The sequence below is a fragment of the Nocardiopsis deserti genome, from assembly GCF_008638355.1.
In the GTDB taxonomy this organism is placed as follows: Bacteria; Actinomycetota; Actinomycetes; order Streptosporangiales; family Streptosporangiaceae; genus Nocardiopsis; species Nocardiopsis alborubida.
Genome location: NZ_VWVS01000028.1, coordinates 45,261 through 66,338, shown reverse-complemented (window position 1 = coordinate 66,338; position 21,078 = coordinate 45,261). Strand labels below are relative to the sequence as shown.

The window sequence follows — 21,078 nt, the reverse complement described above, 5'->3', positions numbered from 1 at the left end:
GACGACCCGTGGGGTTACGGCTGCTCGCTGGAGTGGGCCACGTCCTGCCCGCCGCCGCGGCACAACTTCACGTCGCTGCCGCGGATCCGTTCCGAGCGTCCCGCGTTCGACCTGAACCACCCGCACGTGGCGGCGCAGGCCCTGGACACCGAGCACGGGGAGGCTGCCCGGAGGGGCTGACCCGCGCGGGCGGGGGCGGGCGGCGCTGACGCCCTCCCCCGCCCGCGTGCTCACAGGAACCGGCGCAGCAGCTTCTGCTTGAGGTCGGTGACGGGCGCGTAGGCGATGCGCATGGTGTCCATGAACAGCGACTTGTCCAGCACCGACTTGGTGTGCGAGAAGGTGTCCAGGGAGGCCGCGGAGTGGTAGGCGCCCATGCCGCTGTCCCCCACGCCGCCGAAGGGCAGGTCGGGGACGGCCAGGTGGGCCACGGGCAGGCCGAAGGCCAGGCCGCCCGAGGAGGTCTCGGTGGTCAGGCGGCGCTTGGTCTCCTCCGAGTCGGTGAAGCCGTACAGCGCCAGCGGCTTGTCGCGTTCGTTGACGAAGGCGATGGCCGCGTCCAGGTCGGGGACCCGCAGGACCGGCAGGACGGGGCCGAAGATCTCCTCCGACATCACCGAGGAGCCGGGGTCCACGTCGCCCAGGACGGTGGGGGCGACGTAGAGCCGGTCGATGTCGTGCTGTCCCCCGGTGACCACGGTGCCGCTCTCCAGCAGGGCGGTGATCCGGGCGAAGTGGCGCTCGTTGACGATGCGCCCGTAGTCGGCGCTGCGTGAGGGGTCCTCGCCGAACATCTCGGTGATGGCGGCGGTCAGCTCGCGCTGGAGCGGTTCGGCGGTGTCGCCGACGGCGAGCACGTAGTCGGGGGCCACGCAGGTCTGACCGGTGTTGGTGAACTTGCCCCAGGCCAGGCGGCGGGCGGTGGTGGCCAGGTCCACGCCGGGCTCGACGATGGCCGGGCTCTTGCCGCCCAGCTCCAGGGTGACGGGGGTCAGGTGCTTGGCGGCGGCGGCCATGACGATGCGGGCCACGGCGCCGTTGCCGGTGTAGAAGATGTGGTCGAAGCGCTCCTCCAGCAGGGCGGTGCTCTCGGGGATGCCGCCCTCCACGACCGCGACCGCCTCGGTGTCCAGGTAGCGGGGCAGCAGCTCGGCCAGGGCGGCGGAGGTGGCCGGGGCGAGTTCGCTGGGCTTGACCAGGGCGGCGTTGCCCGCGGCGATGGCGCCGACCAGGGGTGCCAGGGACAGGTTCACCGGGTAGTTCCACGGGGCGATGACCAGTACGGTGCCCAGCGGCTCGCGCACGCGGCGGGCCTTGGCCGGGGCCAGGGCGACGGGCACCGGCACCCGCTGCGGGCGCAGCCAGGAGGCCAGGTGCCTGAGGGTGTGGTCGATCTCGTTGACGACGAAGCCGATCTCGGTGGTGTGGGCCTCGATGGGGCTCTTGCCGAGGTCGGTTCCGAGCGCGCCCTCGAACACGGTGCGCTGTTCGGTGAGCATGCGGCGCAGCGCGCGCAGCTGGGCGCGGCGCCAGGCGACGGGCTTGGTGCGGCCGGAGGCGAAGGCGGCGCGCAGGCGGGCGACCACCGGCGGGATCTCGGTGGTCAGGGTCAGCGGCTCGGCGGGGGGCCGGGGGGCGGTCTCGGCGACGTCGGCGGCCTCGGCCGCGGGAACGCCTTGGGTGTTGGTCATGGGGCGATACTAAACGAAACACTTTCGTTTCCCTAGACCTCACTCGCATAGGATTCCGGGCATGACCACCGACCATCTGCCCGACGCCTCGCGCGCCCCCCACCGGGGCCGACCGCGCGACGCCGCCCGGGACCGCGCGCTGATGGACGCCACCCTCGCCGAGCTCGAACTACACGGGTACGGCGGCCTGACCACGGCCGCCGTCGCCCGGCGGGCCGGCGTCTCCACCGCCACCCTCTACCGGCGCTGGCGCTCCAAGGAGGACCTGGTGCTGGGGGCCGCCCGGGACTGGGCGGAGAACCTGGGGCCCGACCGCGACACCGGCGCGCTGCGCTCGGACCTGTCCCTGCTCCTGCACGACAAGGCCGCGGCCCTGGAGGGGTCCTCGGGGAGGCTGCTGCGCGCGGTGCTGGGCGAGGCCGCGCACAACCAGGCGCTCGCCGACGCGCTCTTCGGCGACTTCGTGGTGCCGCTCCAGGACCGGGTGCTGGCGGTCGTGGAGCGCGCCGTCGCGCGCGGGGAGATACCGCCGGTGGACGACCCCCTGGTGGTGGCGGAGATGGTGATCGGCCCGATGGTCAGCCACACGTTCCTGGTGCCGCCCGCGCCCGGCGCCTCCCCGGGCCACGACATCGCCGACCGGCTCCTGCCCTACCTGCTGCGCGCCCTGGGCCACCGGGAGGCGGGGGGCTCCGGGGAAGCCGGGCCGCCCTTCGGCCTCTCCGGAGAGGCCCCGGACGACCGCGCCGGTTGAGGGCCGGGTGGCCTGCGCAGGGAACGGGCGGCGGCCTCCCGCCGCCCGGGGCTCCACCGCGGGCGATGGCAGCGGCCCCTGTGCGGGGTTTTGTTCTTCCCGGTGGGCTTGGTGACGTCCGCCGGGTTGCGGTCGCGCGATCGGAGTTGTCGTAACGGAAGGCCGATCTTTACGGCGTAGATTCACTGCTGCCCGTCCGGTCACGGCCCCGGCAGACGGACCGCCGCAGCGGTTCGCCCCCCGCCGCGGGGCGGACCCCTTGGTGCCCGCGGAGCCGCACCCCGTGAAGGCGCGCGGCTCCACGTCGCGGAACGGGATCAGCCCACCGTCGCCGGCTCCCAGGCCCGCTCGACCACGCGCACCAGGCCCCGGTCGGTGATCTTCACGCTCGGGGACACCGCCAGGGTCAGGGTCGACAGGCTCATGAACGCGTTGCGGTTGTCCCAGCCCCACGCCGCCAGCTCCGCGCGCAGCTCCCGGGTGGCCCGGGCCACCTCGTCGGCGGGCCGCTCCGACATGACCCCGCCGATGGGCAGGGCGATCCCGGCGCCCGCACCGCCCTCGCGGACCAGGTTCATGCCGCCGCCCCAGGACACCACCCGGGCGGCGGCCTCGCGCAGCGCGTCCTCACTCGTGGCCACGACCGTGAGGTTGTGGCTGTCGTGGGCGTAGGTGGTGGCGAAGGACCCCGCGCCCAGTTCCTGGCCGGTGACCGGCGCGAACGCCACCCCGCCCGCCCCGGTGTGGCGCTCGAAGACCGCCACCACCGCGGTCCTGCCCTGCCAGTCGACCACTCCCCCGCGCACGGGCAGCACGACCTCGTCCGGCTCGGTGTAGGTGTCCACCGCGTTCACCCGCAGCGCGCGGAAGGCGTGTTCGCCGTCGGGCAGGTCCACCCGCCAGCGGGCCGCCTCCGCGTCGGGCGCGCTGATGCGCACCGTGCCGCCGAACGGGTGGTCCGGCGCGGGTCCGGGGCCGGTGAGCGGGGCGCCGTCACGGCCCACGACCGTGCCGCCCGCGATCGCGACCACGGGGGTGAGCTCGGTGAGCGAGCGCAGCAGGACCAGGTCGGCGCGCTTGCCCGGGGTGACGGTCCCCCGGTCGTCGAGGCCGAGCCTGCGCGCGGGCTGGAGCGTGAGCGCCCGCAGCACCGCCAGCGGGGGCAGCCCGCGTTCGAGTGCCACCGACCCCACCCGGTCCAGGTGGCCGGTGCTCACGATCGCGTCCACGACGATGTCGTCGGTGACCAGGCAGAAGTCGGGCAGGTGCGGGAGCTCCAGCAGCGCCCGCACGACCTCGGGGGTCAGGCACTTCTCCTGGAGCATCAGCAGCATGCCCAGACGGGCCTTCTCCACCGCCACCTCGGCGGTGTTCTTGCAGTGGTCGGAGTCGATCCCGGCCCACAGGTACTCGCCCAGCTCGGCCCCGGACAGGTTGGGGCAGTGCCCGTCCAGGCGCACGCCCCGGCTACGGGCCTCGGCGATGATGGCGCCCATCCTGGGGTCGCCCGAGACCACCGCGCGGTAGTCCATCACCTCTCCGAGGGTGGTGACCCCCTCCCAGTCCAGCATCTCGGCGACGTCGTCGGCGTCGAGGCGGGCCCCGGCCGTCTCGAACCCGTCGAGCGCGGGCACGCACGAGGGCACCGCCCAGCGCATGGTCTGCCCGGTGGCCCCGCCCTGCTCGATCATCCACGCCTGTCCGTCGCGCCCGGCGACGTTGACGATCTCGTGGGCGTCGGCGAGCACGGTCGTGGTGCCGCGCGCGAGCGTGACCCGGGCGAACTCGGCCGGGGCCAGCAGCGAGCTCTCGATGTGCATGTGCGCGTCCACGTACCCGGGCGCGACCACGAGCCCGTGGGCGTCGACGGTCTCGCGGGCCTCGACCGGGGTCCCCGGCGGCAGCACCGCGCGGATCGCGTCGCCGACCACGGCGACGTCGGCCCGCCACACCTGGCCGGTGTGGACGGAGACGACGTCTCCGCCGCGGATGAGCAGGTCTGCGGTGAGCATCGGAGTCGGTTCCCCTTCCGGTGCGCGGACGCGGTTCACGGCGTCCTCGCGCTGTCGTTCGGTTCTGCGGCGTAGCTGGCGATGCCCTCGGTGAGGCGGGCGGCGAACCCGTCGGCGTCGACGGTGCGGGCCACGCGCACGTGCCGTGCGCGGCCGGGGGTGCGCAGGTCGGCCACGAGGGCGCCGCGGGTGAGTTCTCCGGCGCACTCCACCGAGGCGGTGCCCTCCTCCCAGCCGAGCAGTTCGGGGTGGGCCACGGCGGCCACCGCCAGTGCGTCGTGCACCGGCACGGCGGCGACGCCGAAGCGGTCCCGGTAGCGCAGGGCGTAGTCGCGCAGCAGTCCTGCGGCGATCCCGGCGGTGCCGGGCAGCGCCGCCAGCTCCTCGGCCTCGCGCAGCGGGTACAGCGCGGCGCGGGTGACGTCCAGGCCCACGATCCGCACCGGCAGGCCCGACTCCAGGACGTAGCGGGCGGCCTCGGGGTCGGCGTGGAAGTTGAACTCCGCCGCCGGGGTGATGTTGCCCTGGGCGAAGGCGGCGCCGCCCATGACGACGATCTCGCGCAGCGCGGGCCCGGCCTGCGGGTGGCGGGCGAGCAGGGCGGCCACGTTGGACAGCGGGCCGATCGCCACCAGGGTCAGCTCCCCCGGCGAGCGCAGGGCCTGCTCCGCCAGCCAGTCGACCGCGTGTCCGGGGCCGAACGCCCGGGGCGGGGAGGCGGGGACCAGCCCGCCCAGGCCGCCGACACCGTGCATGGGTTCGTCGCGCAGGCGCGTGGTACGCGAGATCGGCCCGGCCAGCCCCGAGACCAGCGGCAGAGCGGCCGGGGCTCCGGCCAGGTCCAGCACGTGCGCGGCGTTGCGGTCCACGTCGGCGAGGGAGGTGTTCCCGGCCACCGTGGTCACCCCCCGCACCTCCAGTCCGGGTGAGGCCAGCGCGAGCAGCAGGGCGAGGGCGTCGTCGACGCCGGGGTCGCAGTCGATGACGACGGGGACGCTCACCGCGCCACCTCCTCGGTGAAGCGGTCCAGCCAGGTGGAGCGCTCCTGCGCGATGAGGGCCAGGTCGCCCTGGTGGTAGCCGCTGTCGGACGGGGAGGAGGCGGCCTGTCCCGAGACCCGCTCCATGAGCGGGGTGGGATCGGCCTCCAGCGCCACGGGCTTGTCGTAGAGGGCCTCGGCCATCCCCTCCTGCACCTCGGGGCGCAGCAGGAAGTCGACGAAGGCCAGGGCCCCGGCCTCGTTGGGCGCCCCGTTGACCACCTGGACGGTGTTGGCGGTCATCACCCGCCCCTGTTCGGGTGCGGCGAAGCCGATCGGCTGTCCGGCCTCCACCGAGCCCATGGCGAAGTTGTCCAGGCCGGGCGCCATGGCGATCTCACCGCGTTCCAGCAGGCTGGTGAGCTCGGTGGAGCCGGTGTAGAACTGGAGCGCGTCCGAGCCGATCCGGCCCATCGCCTCGAAACCGGCGTCGGGGTCGGAGGGACCCGAACCGAAGTGCTCGCCCGCGGCCAGGACGAACATCGGACCCGCCGAGACCGAGATGTCGGGCAGCACGTACCCCGCCTCGGGCTTGGCCCACAGGTCGTCCCAGGAGTCGGGCGCCTCCTCGACCAGGTCGGTGCGGTAGAGCAGGCCCAGGAGCTGGAAGGTGTAGGCGGGGCCGTACCCGTCCGGGTCCACGGCCCAGGGCTGGATGGCGTCGAGGTTGGGGACGTCGGCGGGGTCGACGGGGGCGAACAGCCCCATGTCCTTGCCGATCTGCGCGTAGTAGTCGGAGATGAGCACGACGTCGGTGTCGGGCGTCTCGGCGTTGATCCTCAGCTTGGTGAGCCGACCGGCGTTGTTGCCGGTGTCCAGGACCACCCGGATCCCGGTCTCGGCCTCGAAGGGGTCGGCCACCACCTCGGTGAACTCCTCGGTGGCGAAGGCGAAGGTGCTCACCACGAGCGTGTCGGGGTCGTCCTCGCGCACCGGTGCGCACGAGGCGCTCACCAGGGTCAGCGCCGCCGTCCCGGCGAGCGCGGCGAGCATGCGGCGCGGGCGTGTGGGACGGCTCATCCGGCCTCCTCGGCGAGTTCCACCAGGTGGCGGTGGGGCAGGGCGATGCGCACGGGGTCGCCGGGGCGCAGGTCGTCGGCCGGGTGCAGGGAGCGCAGGACCGATCCGGGCCCCTCCACCCCGTCGATGTGGGCCTCCACCAGGCAGTTGCTGCCCTGGAAGGTGACCTCGGCGACGGTGCCGTCCAGACCGGTCTCGCCCTCGCCCTCACCGGTACCGGCGGGCAGCAGGCGCACGTGCTCGGGCCGGATGGTGACGGCTCCGCGCCCGGGCACCCGCGGGAAGTTGTCGTAGCCCAGGAACTCGGCGACGAAGCGGTTGGCGGGCCGGGGGAAGACCTCCCGGGGCGCGCCCTCCTGCTCCAGGCGCCCCTCGTTGAGGATGACCATGGTGTCGGACAGTTCCAGCGCCTCGTCCTGGTCGTGGGTGACCAGGACGGCGGTCAGGCCGGTCTCGCGCTGGACCCGCAGCAGTTCGCGGCGCATCTGCACGCGCAGCTGGGCGTCGAGGTTGGACAGCGGCTCGTCCAGCAGCAGCACCGAGGGGCGGATGGCCACGGCGCGGGCCAGGGCCACGCGCTGCTGCTGGCCGCCGGACAGCTCGGCGGGCTTGCGGTCGGCCAGGTGCGCCAGGCCCACCAGGTCCAGCGCCTCACCGGCGCGCCTGGTCACCTCCTGGGCGGCGATCCTGCGGGTGCGCAGCCCGTAACCGACGTTGTCGCGCAGCGTCATGTGCGGGAAGAGCGCGTAGGACTGGAAGACCATGCCGATGTTGCGCTTCTCCGGCGGGGTGCGGGTGGCGTCCTGGCCCTCCAGCAGGATCCTGCCGGAGGTGGGCTGGAGGAACCCGGCGATCATGCGCAGGGTGGTGGTCTTGCCGCAGCCGCTGGGGCCCAGCAGCGTGGTGAACTTGCCGCTCCGCACGGCCAGGTCCAGGTCGGCGACGGCGGCGGGGCCGTCCTTACCCTTGCGTCCGCCGAAGCGGTGGGTGACGCGGTCGAGTTCGACGACGGGTGTCATGTGGGTTGTCCTTCTTCCCGGTTAGCGGCCGAAGACCTTCGTGAAACCGACCATGCGTTCGGTGGCGAAGGCGACTGCGACGCTGAGCGCCAGGAGCAGCACGCTGACCGCCGCGACCACCGGGTCGAACGAGGACTGGACGTAGTTGAGCATCTCCACCGGCAGCGTCGCCACGCCCGGGCCGGTGAGCAGCAGGGACAGCGGAACGTTGTTCAGGGAGGTGATGAAGGCCAGGATCGTGGCGGACACGATGCCCGGCGCCATGACCGGCAGGGTCACGGTGAAGAAGGCGCGCACCGGTCCGGCGCCCAGCCCCCGGGCCGCCTCCTCCAGGCGCGCGTCGGCCAGCGACAGCGAGGCCCCCACCACGCGGACGGTGTAGGGCAGCAGCAGGACGGTGTGCCCGACGATGAGCGCGCCCAGCGCGGTGACACGCATACCCACCATGAGCTGCTGGAACAGGGCCAGGCTCAGGACCAGTTCGGGAACCACGATCGGGGCGAAGAAGAGGTTCTCCATCACCCTGCGCCCGCGCGGGTTGCCCCGGTGCAGCGCCAGGGTCGCCGGAACGCCCAGGAGCAGGGCGATCGCGGTCGAGGCGAGCGCCACGGCGACGCTGGTGCCGAAGGAGTCGATGAAGGGCCCGTAGTCCAGTGCGGCGGCGAACCAGCGCAGGGACAGGCCCTCCGGCGGGAAGGCCAGGGTGCTCCCTGCGGTGAAGGCGACCCCGACCAGGATCACCACGGGGCCGAGCATGAGGACGAAGGCCGCCGCCGCGAGCAGCGACAGGAAGGGGCGTCTCAGGATCATGAGGTGGTGGTGCTCCCGATCTTGCCGAGCCGGCCGGACAACGCGCTGACCGCCAGCACCAGCACCGTCATCACCAGGGCGACGGCGCTGGCGGAGGGCCAGTCGAGGCTGACGTTGACCCGGCTGTAGAGCAGGGTGGACAGAAGGCGTTCGCGCGGCCCGCCGAGCAGCTGGGGGGTGGTGAAGGCGGTGACCGCGCCCGCGAAGACCAGCGTGCAGCCCACGAGCACCCCGGGCAGGGCGAGCGGGAAGACCACGGTGCGAAAGGCCCGTCCGGGCGAGGCGCCCAGTCCCCGGGCCGCGTCCTCCAGGCGGTGGTCCTGCTGGGCGAGGCTGGAGTAGGAGGACAGGATCATCAGCGGCAGGAACAGCTGGACCAGGCCGAGCACGATGGCGGTCTCGGTGTAGAGCAGCTGGACCCGGCCCATGCCCAGGGCCTCGCTGATCCCGCTGATGAGGCCGTTGCCGCCCAGGACCATGATCCAGCCGTAGGTGCGCACGACGGTGTTGAGCAGCAGCGGGAAGATCGCCAGCGCCAGGAGGCGGCCGGGCCAGCGGCCGGGGGCCCGGGAGATGAGGTAGGCCACCGGGAAGCCCATGAGCAGGCACAGTCCGGTGGTCACCACGGCGACGCGGACGGTACGGGCGACCACGGGAAGCAGGTAGGGGTCGCTGAGCAGGCTGCCCGTCTCACGCGCGACCGTGGCGGGATCGCCGTCGGGCGGCCAGGCCAGGGTGGCCACGACCGGGTAGCAGAAGGCGAACAGGACCACGGCCAGCCCCGGGACCAGCAGGACCGTGACGGGTGGTCGTGGAAGGCGGCCGCGGCGCGGAGCGGCCGCGTCGGCGCCGACGGTGGGTGACGGGCGGGGCAATTCCACTCCCGGTCGCTGTCGAGGGGACGGTCTGGATCTGCACGGCGCTTGAGCTGCGCGGCGCTTCGTCTGCGCGGCACTTCATTCGCACAGTGCCTTATCCGCATGGTGATTCATCTGCGGAAATACCTGCAAGCGCTTGCACAAGCGCTTGCACACCGTAGCCTGTGTCGGGGACATGAGCCAACCCCCGGGTCGCGAGTGTGACAGGGGGCACCATCGGGTGTGAGGAGCTGCAATGGCGAGTCTGGACGACGTGGCCAGGGAGGCCGGTGTGTCGGCGTCCACCGTTTCGCGGGCCCTGTCGCGGCCGTCCATGGTCTCCGAGCCCACCCTGCTCAGGGTGCGCGCCGCCGCGGAGAGGCTGGGCTTTCGCGCCAATCCGGCCGCGCGGGCACTGACCACGGGCCGCAGCGGCTTCTTCGCCCTGCTCGTCCCCGACCTGGACAACCCCTTCTACTCCACCACCGCCACGGCCGCGCAGGAGCTGGCGGGCAGGAGCGGGCGCCGGGTGATCATCGCCGTCACCGGGGGCGACGCGGAGCGTGAGGCCGAGGTGCTCGGCGAGCTGGAGAGCCAGGTCGACGGTTTCGCGCTCCAGTCACCGGTGGGCTCGGCAGCCGACCTGAAGCAGGCGCACCGGCGCAAGCCGCTGGTGGTGATCAACCGCCGCGTCCCCGGACTGACCTCGTTCACCGTCGACACCCCCGGCGGCCTGGGCACCGTCTACGACCGCCTGGTGGAGCTCGGGCACCGCGACGTCGCCTACCTGGCGGGACCGCCCAGTTCGTGGATGGACCGGCGCAGGCGCGAGGAGCTGGTGGAACACGCCGCCCGGTCCCGGCTGCGGGTGCGGGTCTTCGGGCCCGTGCGACCGGCCTTCGCCGAGGGGGCCGCCGCCGCGCGGGAGATCGTGGACTCGGGCTGCACGGCGATGCTCGTCTACAACAGCCTGTTGCTGCTGGGAGCCATGTTCGAGTTCGGCCGCATGGGGGTGCGGGTGCCCGAGGACATCAGTGTGGCCGCGGCCGACGACATCGCCCTGGCCGACCTGCCGGGGCCACCGATCTCGGCGGTGCTGGCCCCGGCGGACGAACTGGGCCGCGCGGCGGTGTCCGCGCTGGTCGAGATGGTCGACGGGCCCGCGGGGACCCGCCCCCGGGGGCGCAGGCTGCCCACCGAGGTGCGGATCACCGACTCCCTCGCGCCGCCGCGCGCGGCAGGCGGTTGACAGCCGTCCGGCTGTCCCGCGGCCACCGGTCGGGTTCGGGCCCCGGGGATTCGGCGCCGGGAGCTGGGCACCGGGATCTGGGGCGTCAGTGGCTCAGGAGCCCCACAGCGGTTCGCGACCGGCCCGGGAGCCGAGGTCCGCGGCGGGAGCGGTACAAGGGCCTGGTCCGGTCACCGGAAAACCGGGCGAGAGCGCGCCCCCGTACGGAATCCTGGGCGGGACGGAGCAGTGATCGACCGGAGCGCAGGAGACGACTGTGGACAGATCAGTTCTGGTGACCGGCGGAACCCGGGGCATCGGGCTCGGTATCGCCCGAGGGTTCGCCGAGGCTGGGGACCGGGTGGTGATCGCGGGCCGCGACGAGGCCAGGACGCGCGAGGCCGCCCGGGGCGTGCCGGGGGCGGAGTGGGTGGTCGGCGACGTGGCCAGGGCCGACGACTGCGAACGCGTCGTGGAGCAGGTCGTGCGGCGCACCGGCGGCCTGGACGTGGTCTGCGCCAACGCCGGGGTCTTCCCCTCGTCCCCGTTGGTGTCGATGGACCCCGACGAACTCGACCGGGTCGTCGACACCAACCTCAAGGGCACCGTGCTGACGGTGCGGGCCGCGGTGGAGGCCCTGACGGCCTCCGGGCGCGGACGCGTGGTGATCACCTCCTCCATCACCGGACCCGTGACCGGATACGCGGGCTGGTCGCACTACGGAGCCACCAAGGCCGCCCAGCTGGGGTTCATGCGCAGCGCCGCGCTGGAGCTCGCTCCTCGGGGCATCACGGTCAACGCGGTGCTGCCCGGGAACGTGCGCACCGAGGGCCTGGAGGAGTTGGGGCCGGACTACCTGGAGCGCATGCGCGCGGCGATCCCGCTCGGACGCGTCGGCGAGGTCGAGGACATCGCCGCGGCCTGCCTGTTCCTGGCCGGTCCCGGCGCCTCCTTCATCACCGGGCAGACCATCGTCGTCGACGGGGGCCAGGTGCTGCCCGAGGACGGCCAGGCATTCATCACCGGGCCGGGGTGAGGATGCGGGTCCTGGTGATGCGGGGTTCGGATGTTGTCGGTGTGCGCTGTGGAAGGTGAATGCCAGAGACCACTACCTTTACGGTGTAGATTCTCATCGTCGTCCGTGGACACGGAACGGCGGCGCGGTCCCCACACGCTTCGGCACCGCTGTCGCCATGCCCCCTCCCCGCCGTTCCGCTTCGATGACGTGACAGTAGGGGCCCGAGCACCAGCGAACCGACGCAGTGCCCGGAAGGGGACCAAGGAACTTTTCTTCTCCGGCGGAGGGAAGTATCCCTGGCCTCTATGAACGACAGCAGACAGATCGCCTGGGACGGATTCTTCAACACCCGAGACCTCGGCGGCCTCCCGAGCCGGGACGGACGGACCACCCGGCCCGGGGCCTTCGTCCGGTCCGCCGACCCGCGCTTCGTCACCGACAGGGGTTGGCGGGCCGCCTACGACGCGGGTGTGCGCACCGTCGTGGACCTGCGCAATCCCGACGAGATCCGACCGACTCCGGGTGAGGGCCTGACGGGCCGGGGCGGGTCCGCCGCGTTCCCCGCGGAAGCGGCCCCGACTCCCCTCCCCGCGGGGATGACACGCCTGGAGGTGCCCCTGGACGATGTCGAGGACGTCGGGTTCTGGCAGCACGTCAACCGTCGGCGGCTGAACGGGAGCCTGCTCTACTACCGCCCCTTCCTCGAACGCAAGGGTGAGCGGTGCGCCGCGGTGGTCACCACCCTGGCCCAGGCCGGGCCCGGCGGCGTCCTGTTCCACTGCGGAGCCGGACGCGACCGCACAGGCCTGGTCGCCCTGCTGCTGCTCGCCCTGGCCGAGGTCGAGGTTGCCGCGATCGCCGACGACTACGAGCTGTCCACGGCCGAGCTCGTCCCGCTCTTCGCCGCGATGGGACTCAAGGACCAGGGCCCCGTGATCGAGGCCCTGCTGTCCGAGCGCGGCCTGACCCTGCGCGACACCGTCCTGAACGCCCTCCACGGGCTGGACACGCACGCCTACCTGTTGGATGCGGGAGTCCGGGAGGAGGACCTGGACACCATCTGGAAGCGGCTCCTGGACTGACCACCGCCTTCGCACGGCACCCCGCCGGTCGGCCGACCGGCGGGGTGAGCGGGCCTCCCCCGCCCGGTCGGTGCACGCCCGCCGCCCTCAAAAGGCGCGTTCAGCCGCGCAGCCGCGCGTTGAGCCGTGCGGCCTGCCGCGTGAGGTGGTCGCGTTCGGGCAGGTTGGGCGCTGAGCGGGCGGCCTCGGCGTAGAGCCGCGCCGCGGTGGCCGGGTCGCCGTCGCGCTCGTGCAGGTACGCGGCGGCGGCGCTGTGGCGGGGCACGGAGGGGTCCAGCTCCGCCAGGGCGGCCAGACCCGCCCGCGGACCGTCGGCCTCACCGACCGCGACGGCCCGGTTGAGGCGGACCACGGGGCTGCCGGTGAGGCGCACCAGTTCGTCGTACCACTCGACGATCTGCACCCAGTCGGTCTCCGCGGCCGTCCGGGCGTCGGCGTGGAGCGCGGCGACGGCGGCCTGGGCCTGGAACTCGCCCAGGCGGTCGCGGGCGAGGGCTGCCTGGAGCACGTCGACGCCCTCGGCGATCATGCGGGTGTTCCACAGACCGCGGTCCTGCTCGGCGAGGGGCACGAGCCTGCCGTCGGGACCGGTCCGTGCCGGGCGCCGCGCGTGGTGGAGCAGCATGAGCGCGAGCAGCCCCGCGACCTCCTCGTGGTCGATTCCAGCCGCCAGCTGGCGGGTGAGCCGGATCGCCTCACCGGCGAGGTCGACGTCTCCGGAGTAGCCCTCGTTGAAGACCAGGTAGAGCACTCGCAGCACCGTGGCGACGTCACCGGGCTGGTTGAACCGGACGCCCGAGACGGTCCGCTTGGCCCTGCTGATGCGCTGGGCCATGGTCGCCTCCGGCACGAGGTAGGCCTGCGCGATCTGGCGCGTGGTCAGGCCGCCGACCGCGCGCAGGGTGAGTGCGACGGCCGAGGCCGGTGTCAGGGACGGGTGCGCGCACAGGAAGTACAGCTGGAGCGTGTCGTCCACCGCCTCGCCCGGGCCGGGCGCGGGTTCGGCCTCGACGTGTACCTCGCGGTGTCGCCGTGAGGTGTCGGCGCGGGCGGTGTCGAGGAACTTACGCCAGGCCACGGTGACCAGCCAGCCCCGGGGGTTCTGCGGCGGGTCGTCCGGCCACACGCGCACGGCCTCGACCAGGGCTTCCTGCACGGCGTCCTCGGCCGCGGCGAAGTCGGCTCCGCGGCGGCCGAGGATCCCGATCACGGTGGGGGTGAGGGTCCGCAACAGGGCCTCATCCATGGTGTGTCACTCCGTGATGGTCGGGGGCGCGGTCAGGAACGGGCGCACCTCGAGCCACTCGTGGATCGGCTTCCCGCCCGCCCCGGGCGCGGCCGACAGCTCCCCGGCCAGTTCGATGGCCCGCTCGTAGGTCTCGACGTCGATCACCATCCAGCCGGCGATCAGGTCCTTGGTCTCGGCGAACGGGCCGTCGGTGACCGGCGGCCGTCCCTCGCCGTCGTAGCGGACGAACGCGCCCTCCGGGGAGAGCGCCTGGCCGTCGACGAACTCGCCGGTGCTCTCCAGCCGATCGGCGAAGTCCTGCATGTACCGCATGTGGGCCGAGACCTCCTCCGGCGTCCACTGGTCCATGGGCACGTCGTTGACCGGTGCCGGTGCGCCGCGGTAGTGCTTGAGCAGCAGGTACTTGGCCATGATGTCCTCCGTGGGTCGCTTTCGTGGCCCGTGCGGGCCGGGTGCGGTGCGGCCCGTTGCGGGCCGTGTTCACTCCGGGGACGGAGCCGCACGTGGGTTCTCGACATCCCACGGCGACATTTTCTGACGGATTTCACGGTGTCCGCTTCTTCCATGGTGCCTGTCGGCGCGTTTCGCGGTGCCGCAGAGCCACCGACGGGTACGGGAAGCACTTCGCGCCGAATGCGCCGGACGAAGCCGGCCTCACCCCCGGCAGGAGCCGCCCGCACCCGCCGGACGGGGCGCCCCGGCTGCGGAACCCCTCCGCGCCCGCCCCTCCCCCGCACAGACACCAGACGGGAAACGCTGTAAGTCGGGGCACCCGAACGAACACCCGAAACCGGACCTGACCTGCCCTGTCAGCCCCGCCCACCCTGTTCGCACGCTTAGCCGAACACCCTGGCGAACACCCGACGCCCCCTTGAACGCGGCGAACAGCCGTCCTCCCCCTGGCTGACACAGTCCCTCCCGGGGCAGCGCGCCACGGCTGTCAGCACCGCGTCGGCCATGCTGTCAGCCGCGGTCAGGAGCGCTTCGGAGGTCTCGCCGCCTCGGGGGACGGTACGCGACGGCGGGAGGACGGGTGGCGGGGGGACGGGGCGGTCTCACGCCAGGACCGCGACCGACCCCCGCTCCACCAGGCGCACGGGCAGCCGCACGGCGGTGCCGGGGCCCTCCACGAGCAGGTCCATGATCCGCTCCCCCAGGGCCTCGCGCTCCACGGCGATCGTGGTCAGGCCCGGGTCCAGCAGGGCGGAGGTGGGCAGGTCGTCGTGGCCCACCACACTGACGTCCCGCCCCACGCGCAGGCCCAGGGAGCGGGCGGCGTCGTAGACGGCGGCGCTCAGGTGGTCGGAGTTGACGACCAGGGCGCGGTGCCCGGGATGCGTCATCATCTCCGCGGACCTGCGGGCCACCGCGTCGTAGTCCAGGGGGCCGCGCGCCACCGAAGCGGTCACTCCGTGCTCGGCGCAGCGGCGGTGGAAGGCCTCCTCGCGCCCCCAGTCGGCGGCCAGGGACTCGGGGGCCATCAAAAGCGTGGCCTCGCGGTGGCCCCGCTCCGCCAGGTGCGCCACGGCCCGGGCGACGGCCTCCTCGTCGTCGGGGCCGACCGTGGACAGGCGGCTGGCGGCGCCCTCCCGGTCGGGTTCGGGTGTGCAGTTGAAGGCCACCACCGGAACGTGGGAGTGGCGGTCCATCCACTCCAGGAGGCGGCCGCGCCGTCCGATGGGCGCGATGGCGATCCCCGCGACCGCCTCGGCGGCGAGCCTGCGCAGCGCGGCGCTCTCCCGTTCCTGGTCGTAGTCCGAGCTCATGATCAGCAGGAGCGCCCCCTCGCGGTGCGCGACGGTCTCCATGCCGCGCAGCACGTCCAGGAAGAAGGGGTTGCGCATGTTGCGGATCACCACGCCGTAGGCGGAGCGCCGGCCGGTGCGCAGCGCCCGGGCCCGGCCGTCGGCCTGGTAGTCCAGTTCCGCGGCGACCCGGCGGACCCGCTCCGCGGTCGCGGCGGCCACGCGGCCGGTGCCGTTGAGGGCGAAGCTGGCCTGGGCGACCGAGACTCCCGCCCCGGCCGCGACGTCCCGCAGGGTCGCGCGCTTGGTCGGTTCCGGCATGGCTCTCCTCGGGGGGACTGTGGCCGTGGACTCGAAAGTACCGTGCTCCCGCTCCGGCCGGGCACCGGCGGGACGACGGCGCGGGACGCTGTTCCACCAGCGTTCGGCCTCCGGTCACCGTTTGCGAAACCTCAGGTCACCGCACTGATTAATCGTTTAATCACGCACTTCCGCACAGCGGTGCCCGGCGGGTACCGCAGCCGACCCCGGAGTCCCCATGACCCTCACCCACGGCCGCGGCGTCCTGAGCGCCGCCGCGATCACCTGCGTCCTCGCCCTGACCGCCTGCGGCAACGCCGACCTGCCCCCGGCCTCGGCCACCGGCGACGGCGGCACCGTCATCACCTACAACTCACCCGCCGAGTGGGGCAACTACGGCGAGGTTCTGGCCGCCTTCACCGAGGAGACCGGGATCCAGGCCCCCAACGACCCGAAGAACTCCGGGCAGGCCCTGGCCGCGCTCCAGGCGGAGAAGGGCGCGCCCGTCGCCGACGTCGCCTACACCGGCATCGCCTTCGCCGGACAGCTCGTGGAGGCCGGGGTCCTGGAGTCCTACGTGCCCGAGGGCGCTGAGGAGGTCCCCGAGGACCTGCGCGACCCCGACGGGAACTGGACCGCCGTCCACACCGGCACCATCGCCTTCATCGTCAACGAGGACCACCTGGACGGCGCGCCCGTGCCGAGCAGTTGGGAGGACCTCCTCGACCCCGCCTACGAGGGCAAGGTCGGCTACCTCGACCCCACCCAGGCAGCCGTGGGCTACTCCGCCGCGACGGCGGTCAACCACGCGCTCGGCGGCGACCTGTCCGACTGGCAGCCGGGCCTGGACTACCTGGCCGAACTGAAGGACAACGGCGCCTCCACCTCGGCCCAGACCGCCACCGCCAAGGTCGCCCAGGGCGAGATCCCCATCCTCATCGACACCGACTTCAACGGCTACAAGCTCCGTGACGAGGGCGTCGACGTCAGCGTCGTCATCCCCGAGGAGGGCTCGCTGCAGATCCCCTACATCGTCGGTCTGGTCGAGGGCGCCCCCAACGCCGAGAACGGCAGGGAGCTCCTGGACTTCTACTTCTCCGACCAGGGCCAGGGCCTCTTCGCGGACGGGTACATGCGCCCGGTGGTCGGCCAGATGCCCGAGGAACTCGCCGACCAGGTCCTGCCCGAGTCCGACTACGAGCGCGCGATCACCATCGACTACCTCGAACAGGGCGAGCGGCAGCAGGAGTTCATCGACCTGTACCAGAGCGAGGTCGGCTTCTAGTGCCCCCCGGTACCGCGCGCGTGCGTCGCGGCACACCGCCCCCGTGGTTCGCCGCGCTCCCGGCCCTCATCCTCATCTGCCTGTTCAGCGCCTACCCGGTCGTGGTGCTGGTGGCCAACTCCCTCGGTCTGGGCCGGTCCCCGGCCGACGGGGGCCCCACCCTGGCGCACTACGCCGACGCCCTGGCCTCGGCGGCCGTCCGTGAGTCCCTGGCCGCGTCGGCGCTGGTCGCCGGGGTGGCCGTCCTGGCCACGCTCGTGATCGCCGTCCCCGTCGTCCTGCACCAGGCCCGGCAGGACCGCGCCGGGGGCGGCGGGGCCGCCACCGACGCCCTGCTCACCCTGCCGATCGCCCTGCCCGGCATCATCATCGGGTTCTTCGCGATCGTGCTCAACGGCAGGACCGGGCTGCTCGCGCCGCTGTGGGAGGGCTTCGCGGGGCTCGCCTACACCCTGCCCGGCCTCCTCGTCGCCTACGTCTACTTCTCGCTGCCCCGCGTCCTGGGGCCGCTGCGCGCCGCCGCGGCCGGGCTGGCGCCCTCGCTCACCGAGAGCGCCCGCACCCTGGGCGCGTCCAGGGCGCGGGTGCTGTTCACGGTCACCCTGCCCCTGCTGCTGCCCGCGCTCATCGAGACCGGGGGCACGGCGGCGGCGATCGCCCTGGGCGGCTACGGCACGGTCGCCACGCTCTCGGAGGGGATCCGCCTGCTTCCGCTCAACGTCGCCAACGAACTGACCACCGGCTACCGCCTGGCCGCCTCCTCCACCCTGGCGGTGCTGCTGGCGGCCATGGCCGTCGCCGCGCTGGTCCTCGGCCGCGGCATGGGTCGCCTGGTCGGACGGGCGGTGGCCTCGTGAACCGCGCCGTCACATGGGCCGTGTGCGCCTTCGTCCTCGTCCCGATCCTGGCGACCCTGGTGGTCGCCACCAGCGTCGACTTCTCCCAGGGGCCCTGGGGCGGAGGGGCCACGCTGGACTGGTTCGCCCACGCCTGGCCCCCGCTGGCCCCCGTCATCGGCCGCAGCCTGGCCGTGGCGGCGCTGGTGGTGGTACTCAACCTCGCCCTGGGCGGTCCGATGGCCTGGTGGGTGGCCCGCCACCCCTCGCCGCTGACCCGGCTGACGGGATACCTGGTCAACGTCCCCCTGGCCGTGCCGGGCATCGCGTTGAGCGTCGCCCTGGTGAGCGCCTACGCGGCGCTGCGCCCCAGCGGGCTGCTGCTGGTCATGGGCCACGTGGTGTTCACGCTGCCCTTCACCCTGGCCGCCCTGGTGCCCGCGCTGGCCGACGACGACCTGCGCCTCAACGAGCAGGTCGCCCGCAGCCTGGGTGCCGGCTCGGCCAGGGTGCTGGCCACGGTCACCGTCCCCGGCTGCCTCATCGCCCTCACCCAGGCGATGACGATGGTCTTCGCCCTCTCCTTCGGCGAGTTCAACATCTCCTTCTTCGTCAACCCGCCCGCCACGCCCACCGTGCCGTTCGCCCTGTTCGACTCCTACTCCACCCAGAGGCTCGAACCGGCGTCCGCGCAGTCGATCATCTTCATCGCCTTCGTCGCCCCGGTGCTGACGGCCATCGTGCTGGCCCGGCGGCACGCCCTGAGGAGCACTCCGTGACCGATCTCCGTGAACCCGGGACCCGCGCGTCCGACCCCGCCGCCCGCGCGTCCGGCCTCACCGTGTCCGACCTGACCATCCGCTACGGCGACACCGAGGCCGTCAGCGGGGTGTCCATGGAGGTGCTGCCCGACGAGACCGTGGCCGTCGTGGGCCCCTCCGGCTGCGGCAAGAGCAGCACCCTGCGCGCGGTGGCGGGGCTCACCCCGGTCGCCGCGGGAGGCATCGGCCTGGGCGGGCGCGACATCACGCACCTGGACCCGGCCCGCCGGGGCGTGGGCCTGGTTCCGCAGAACTACGCGGTGTTCCCGCACCTGAGCGTGGCGGGCAACATCGCCTACGGCCTGCGCGCCCGGCGACTCCCGGCCGACCGCAGGCGCCGCCGGGTGGCCGAGATGCTGGAGCTGACCCAGCTCACCGAACTCGCGGGGCGACGTCCCGACCAGCTCTCCGGCGGCCAGCGCCAGCGCGTGGCCCTGGCGCGGGCCCTGGCCGTCGAACCGGACGTCCTGCTCCTGGACGAACCCCTGGCGGCGCTGGACCCGCAGTTGCGGGGCGGCCTGCGCAGGGAGCTGTCCACCATGCTCTCCTCCTCGGGGTGCGCCACGCTGATCGTCACGCACGACCAGCGCGAGGCCCTGTCCCTGGGGTCGCGGATCGCCCTGATGCGCGAGGGTGCCCTGGTGCAGTTCGGGACGCCCCGGGAACTCTGGGAGGACCCCGCCGACCCCTTCGTCGCGGACTTCCTGTCCAACGCGGTCCTGCTGGACGCCGAGCGCTCCCAGGGCGAGGCCGCGGTGCTCGACGGCCGGTGGAGGATCCCCGTGGCGGACCTGCGGACGGGGCCGACCGAACACGGCCGCACCCGCCTGCTCCTGCGCGACGACAGCCTCACCGTCACCGACCGCGACGACGCCTCCGCCGTGACCGCTCAGGTCACACACGCCGAGTTCGTCGGCGACGCCGTCCGCCTCACGGTCGACGCGCACGGCCACGTGTTCGGCGTGCGGGTTCCACCCGACGCCCGGATCGGCCGTTCCGTGTCGCTGGCGGTCGTTCCCGGCCGTGCCACCCTGCTGGTCCCCACCCCCTGAGACCGCTCCCGGAAGCCGCTCCCCGAGGCCACCGCCCCGGCCCCGCCCTCTGAGATCAGCGCCCCGACCCCCGCTCCCGGGGGCCACCGGACCACCCCACCACGGAGGAACCATGCTCGAACTCGAAATCCTCGGATCCAACGCCACGGCGCCCACCGCGGAGGGCCCCGCCTCCTGCTACCTGCTGCACACCGACGAGGGCGTCCTGCTGGTCGACGCCGGACCGGGATCCCTGCTGGCCTACTGCGCGCGCTACGGGCTCGACCGGCTGCGCGGGATCGTGGTGACGCACCTGCACGCCGACCACAGCCTGGACCTCATGGCCTGGGCCTACCGGTGGACCTTCCCCGAGGTCCTGCCGCGCATCCCCCTGTACTACCCCGCCGGGGAGGCCGAGCGCCTGGCCGCCTTCGACGCGGTCTTCGGCATCCCGACGCTGCCCACGATGAACAGACCGATCGCCCAGTCCTTCGAGCCCAGGGAGATGGCCATGGACGGGACCACGCGCTATGAGGTGGCCGGGACGGCCTTCCGCTCCTTCCGGGCCCACCACAGCGTCCCCTCGGCCGCGCTCCGGTTCGAGGGCCCCGACGGCAGGGTGGTCTCCTTCTCCTCCGACACGGGGTACTGCGAGGCCGTCGTGCGCGCGGCCGAGGGGGCCGACCTGTTCGTGTGCGAGGCGACCTACCTGGAGGCCGACGACCAGGCCCTGACCGGCCACGGCCACCTCACCGCCGCGATGGCCGGGGACCTGGCCGCCGAGGCCGGGGTCGACCACCTGGTCCTCACCCACTTCGCCGACCCCGGCATGTGGGAGGAGGGCGCCCGGGCCGCGGCCCGCGGTTTCTCCGGCACGGTGAGCGTGGCCAGGCCCGGCAGCCGCTTCTGAGGGGACGACCGGGCCGGGCCGGACCGCGGGACGCCCGGGCGGCCCGCGGGCTGCCCGGGGACTGCCCGGGGGCACAGCGGCACCGTCCTCGGGGCGTCCCGTCGTTCCGGTACTCATCCCGCTCGCCGCATGGTCGGCCGACCATACCCAGGGCCTGCGTTGTTCCCATCGAGCTCATCTGCGTGCCGAGGAAAGGAGGGCACCGGATCCGGCCTTCCAGCTCCTCTGCGGGAAGCCGCCATGGTGGGGATCTTCTAATCCGATGGTCGCAGGTTCGAATCCTGCCGGGTGCGCCACAAAACCCCAGGTCATACGGGGTGCACGAGGATCTCGAAGGAGGTCCTCGACGCGTTTCGGGCCCTGAAATGCTC

The 21,078-nt window shown here is 73.3% G+C and carries 19 protein-coding genes and 1 pseudogene; 10 read left to right on the top strand and 10 right to left on the bottom strand.

Annotated features, from left to right (window positions below; all coding sequences use genetic code 11):
• A pseudogene (locus FYW99_RS29510) lies at positions 1–180 on the top strand (cytochrome ubiquinol oxidase subunit I); the annotation flags it as partial.
• Positions 181–230: 50 nt separating this feature from the next.
• On the opposite strand, the gene FYW99_RS29505 reads toward FYW99_RS29510, so the two are convergent.
• Positions 231–1,691: an aldehyde dehydrogenase family protein gene (locus FYW99_RS29505; protein WP_150255469.1), complete on the bottom strand. Its 1,461-nt coding sequence runs from the start codon at positions 1,689–1,691 to the stop codon at positions 231–233.
• A gap of 61 nt (positions 1,692–1,752) precedes the next feature.
• Here FYW99_RS29505 and FYW99_RS29500 point away from each other — a divergent pair, with 61 nt between their 5' ends.
• On the top strand, positions 1,753–2,445 hold the full coding sequence (locus tag FYW99_RS29500; protein ID WP_150255466.1) for a TetR/AcrR family transcriptional regulator: 693 nt from the start codon (positions 1,753–1,755) through the stop codon (positions 2,443–2,445).
• Between the two features lie 317 nt (positions 2,446–2,762).
• On the opposite strand, the gene FYW99_RS29495 is transcribed toward FYW99_RS29500, so the two are convergent.
• The 6 genes from FYW99_RS29495 to FYW99_RS29470 are packed head-to-tail and all read right to left on the bottom strand — an operon-like array spanning position 2,763 to position 9,220.
• Positions 2,763–4,457, bottom strand: coding sequence for an adenine deaminase C-terminal domain-containing protein (locus FYW99_RS29495; RefSeq protein ID WP_150255464.1), 1,695 nt, complete (start codon positions 4,455–4,457; stop codon positions 2,763–2,765).
• A 35-nt stretch (positions 4,458–4,492) separates the two neighbouring features.
• Positions 4,493–5,458 carry a nucleoside hydrolase gene (locus FYW99_RS29490; RefSeq protein ID WP_150255462.1) on the bottom strand — a complete coding sequence of 322 codons (966 nt, stop codon included), beginning with the start codon at positions 5,456–5,458 and terminating at the stop codon, positions 4,493–4,495.
• Entirely contained in the window at positions 5,455–6,516 is a 1,062-nt protein-coding gene (locus FYW99_RS29485) for an ABC transporter substrate-binding protein (RefSeq protein ID WP_150255460.1), read from the bottom strand. Before FYW99_RS29485 ends, FYW99_RS29490 begins: the two co-directional genes overlap by 4 nt.
• Positions 6,513–7,535, bottom strand: coding sequence for an ABC transporter ATP-binding protein (locus tag FYW99_RS29480; protein WP_150255458.1), 1,023 nt, complete (start codon positions 7,533–7,535; stop codon positions 6,513–6,515). The genes FYW99_RS29485 and FYW99_RS29480 overlap by 4 nt, the downstream gene beginning before the upstream one ends.
• Positions 7,536–7,556: 21 nt before the next feature.
• Positions 7,557–8,345, bottom strand: coding sequence for an ABC transporter permease (locus tag FYW99_RS29475; protein WP_150255456.1), 789 nt, complete (start codon positions 8,343–8,345; stop codon positions 7,557–7,559).
• A complete protein-coding gene (locus FYW99_RS29470) occupies positions 8,342–9,220 on the bottom strand; it encodes an ABC transporter permease (protein ID WP_150255454.1) in 879 nt (292 codons plus the stop codon). The genes FYW99_RS29475 and FYW99_RS29470 overlap by 4 nt, the downstream gene beginning before the upstream one ends.
• Positions 9,221–9,458: 238 nt before the next feature.
• Here FYW99_RS29470 and FYW99_RS29465 point away from each other — a divergent pair, with 238 nt between their 5' ends.
• The 3 genes from FYW99_RS29465 (at position 9,459) to FYW99_RS29455 (ending at position 12,530) form a co-directional block, all read left to right on the top strand.
• Positions 9,459–10,451: a LacI family DNA-binding transcriptional regulator gene (locus tag FYW99_RS29465; RefSeq protein ID WP_150255452.1), complete on the top strand. Its 993-nt coding sequence runs from the start codon at positions 9,459–9,461 to the stop codon at positions 10,449–10,451.
• Positions 10,452–10,707: 256 nt separating this feature from the next.
• Positions 10,708–11,466, top strand: coding sequence for a 3-oxoacyl-ACP reductase FabG (gene fabG / locus FYW99_RS29460; protein ID WP_150255450.1), 759 nt, complete (start codon positions 10,708–10,710; stop codon positions 11,464–11,466).
• Positions 11,467–11,753: 287 nt separating this feature from the next.
• On the top strand, positions 11,754–12,530 hold the full coding sequence (locus tag FYW99_RS29455) for a tyrosine-protein phosphatase (RefSeq protein ID WP_150255448.1): 777 nt from the start codon (positions 11,754–11,756) through the stop codon (positions 12,528–12,530).
• 100 nt (positions 12,531–12,630) lie between these two features.
• Here FYW99_RS29455 and FYW99_RS29450 read toward each other — a convergent pair whose 3' ends face one another.
• The 3 genes from FYW99_RS29450 to FYW99_RS29440 form a co-directional block, all read right to left on the bottom strand.
• Entirely contained in the window at positions 12,631–13,776 is a 1,146-nt protein-coding gene (locus tag FYW99_RS29450; protein WP_150255446.1) for an RNA polymerase sigma factor, read from the bottom strand.
• Between the two features lie 6 nt (positions 13,777–13,782).
• On the bottom strand, positions 13,783–14,190 hold the full coding sequence (locus FYW99_RS29445; protein ID WP_150255444.1) for a YciI family protein: 408 nt from the start codon (positions 14,188–14,190) through the stop codon (positions 13,783–13,785).
• 644 nt (positions 14,191–14,834) lie between these two features.
• Positions 14,835–15,845 carry a LacI family DNA-binding transcriptional regulator gene (locus FYW99_RS29440; protein ID WP_150255442.1) on the bottom strand — a complete coding sequence of 337 codons (1,011 nt, stop codon included), beginning with the start codon at positions 15,843–15,845 and terminating at the stop codon, positions 14,835–14,837.
• A 217-nt stretch (positions 15,846–16,062) separates the two neighbouring features.
• Here FYW99_RS29440 and FYW99_RS29435 point away from each other — a divergent pair, with 217 nt between their 5' ends.
• The 5 genes from FYW99_RS29435 (at position 16,063) to FYW99_RS29415 (ending at position 20,707) form a co-directional block, all read left to right on the top strand.
• A complete protein-coding gene (locus FYW99_RS29435; protein WP_150255440.1) occupies positions 16,063–17,109 on the top strand; it encodes an ABC transporter substrate-binding protein in 1,047 nt (348 codons plus the stop codon).
• Positions 17,109–17,966 carry an ABC transporter permease subunit gene (locus tag FYW99_RS29430; protein WP_150255438.1) on the top strand — a complete coding sequence of 286 codons (858 nt, stop codon included), beginning with the start codon at positions 17,109–17,111 and terminating at the stop codon, positions 17,964–17,966. Before FYW99_RS29435 ends, FYW99_RS29430 begins: the two co-directional genes overlap by 1 nt.
• The gene (locus tag FYW99_RS29425) at positions 17,963–18,724 is read left to right on the top strand and encodes an ABC transporter permease (protein ID WP_150255436.1); all 762 of its coding nucleotides are present in this window, start codon (positions 17,963–17,965) and stop codon (positions 18,722–18,724) included. Before FYW99_RS29430 ends, FYW99_RS29425 begins: the two co-directional genes overlap by 4 nt.
• A complete protein-coding gene (locus FYW99_RS29420; RefSeq protein ID WP_150255434.1) occupies positions 18,721–19,818 on the top strand; it encodes an ABC transporter ATP-binding protein in 1,098 nt (365 codons plus the stop codon). Before FYW99_RS29425 ends, FYW99_RS29420 begins: the two co-directional genes overlap by 4 nt.
• Before the next feature lie 112 nt (positions 19,819–19,930).
• Positions 19,931–20,707 carry an MBL fold metallo-hydrolase gene (locus FYW99_RS29415; RefSeq protein ID WP_150255432.1) on the top strand — a complete coding sequence of 259 codons (777 nt, stop codon included), beginning with the start codon at positions 19,931–19,933 and terminating at the stop codon, positions 20,705–20,707.
• Positions 20,708–21,078: the final 371 nt, after the last annotated feature.